The 1,443-nt window shown below is 66.5% G+C and carries 2 protein-coding genes; both read left to right on the top strand.

The annotated features are described in order from the left end of the window. A partial coding sequence (locus tag QTI33_RS35015) for a methyl-accepting chemotaxis protein (RefSeq protein WP_286511342.1) occupies positions 1-276 on the top strand: 276 nt, incomplete at its 5' end. Between the two features lie 105 nt (positions 277-381). Then, on the top strand, positions 382-1,443 hold a 1,062-nt coding region (locus QTI33_RS35010), incomplete at its 3' end, for a cache domain-containing protein (RefSeq protein ID WP_286511341.1).

The following is a 1,443-nucleotide window of genomic DNA, read 5'->3' as shown; positions in this document are numbered from 1 at the left end:
GGCAGCAAGCAGGTGGCGGAAGCCGGCAAGACGATGGAAGAGATCGTCGACAGCGTCAAGCGGGTGACCGACATCATGGGCGAGATCACGGCGGCGAGCCAGGAGCAGACCTCGGGGATCGAGCAGATCAACCAGGCGATCACCCAGATGGACCAGGTGACGCAGCAGAACGCGGCGCTGGTGGAAGAGGCCGCGGCCGCGGCCGGCTCCCTGCAGGAGCAGGCATCGAGCCTGGTGAACTCGGTGAGCGTGTTCAAGCTCGGCGCCGGCCGCTGATCGGAATTTCTCGCCAACCCTTCAGGACCCGGCTCTCGCTGCCGATAGCAGAGTGGTCCATTCAATCCGCAGGCCCGCATGTCCCAGATCCTGAACTTCCGCTCCATGAGCATCGCAAGACGGCTCGGCGTGCTCGTCTGCGCCGCGGTCCTCGGCGTGTTCGCATTGACCGGGCTGTTCCTGCATTCCGAGCGGAAGCTCATCATGGAGGAGCGCCAGGCCAGCGTGCGGCAGGCGGTCGAAACCGCGCATGGCATCCTCGTGTACTACCACGGCCTGGCGCAGAAGGGCGTGCTGGGCGAGCCGCAAGCCAAGGAGCAGGCCATGCAGGCGCTGCGCGGCCTGCGCTATGGCGGCAACGAATATTTCTGGCTGAACGACATGACGCCGCAGATGCTGATGCATCCGATCAGCGCGGCGCTCGAGGGCAAGGACCTGTCGGACAACAAGGACGCCACGGGCAAGGCCATCTTCGCCGAGTTCGTGAAGACGGTGCAGGCCAGCGGCGCCGGCTTCGTCTCCTACGAATGGGCCAAACCGGGCAGCGAGACGCCGGTGCCCAAGGTGTCCTACGTCAAGGGCTTCAAGCCCTGGGGGTGGATCGTCGGCTCCGGTGTCTATGTGGACACGGTGAATGCCAGGATCGTCGAGCGGCTGGTCGGGTTCTCGGTCTGTGCCCTGGGCCTGGCGGCCTTGCTTTTCGCGCTCGGCTGGACCATCTCGCGCGGCCTGCTGAAGCAGCTCGGCGGCGAGCCGGCTGCCGCGGCTGCCGTGGCCCGCCGCATCGCGCAGGGCGACCTGGCTGCGGGCGTGGCGTTGAAGGCCGGCGACGCATCGAGCCTGATGCATGCGATCGAGCACATGCGCGGCAGCCTCTCCAAGGTGGTCGACGAGGTCCGCACCGGCACCGACACGATCGCGACGGCATCGAGCCAGATCGCCACCGGCAACCAGGATCTCTCGTCGCGCACCGAGCAGCAGGCCAGTTCGCTGGAAGAGACCGCCGCCTCGATGGAAGAGCTGACCTCGACCGTGAAGCAGAACGCGGACAACGCTCGCCAGGCCAATCAACTCGCGGTTTCGGCTTCGGAAGTCGCCGTCAAGGGCGGCAGCGTGGTCAGCCAGGTGGTGGACACCATGGGCTCGATCAATGCTTCGTCCCGCAAG

This window comes from Variovorax davisae (assembly GCF_030316845.1).
Lineage (GTDB): Bacteria > Pseudomonadota > Gammaproteobacteria > Burkholderiales > Burkholderiaceae_C > Variovorax > Variovorax davisae.
The sequence above is the reverse complement of the archived record's forward strand: the minus strand, read 5'-3'. Positions and strand labels throughout refer to the sequence as shown.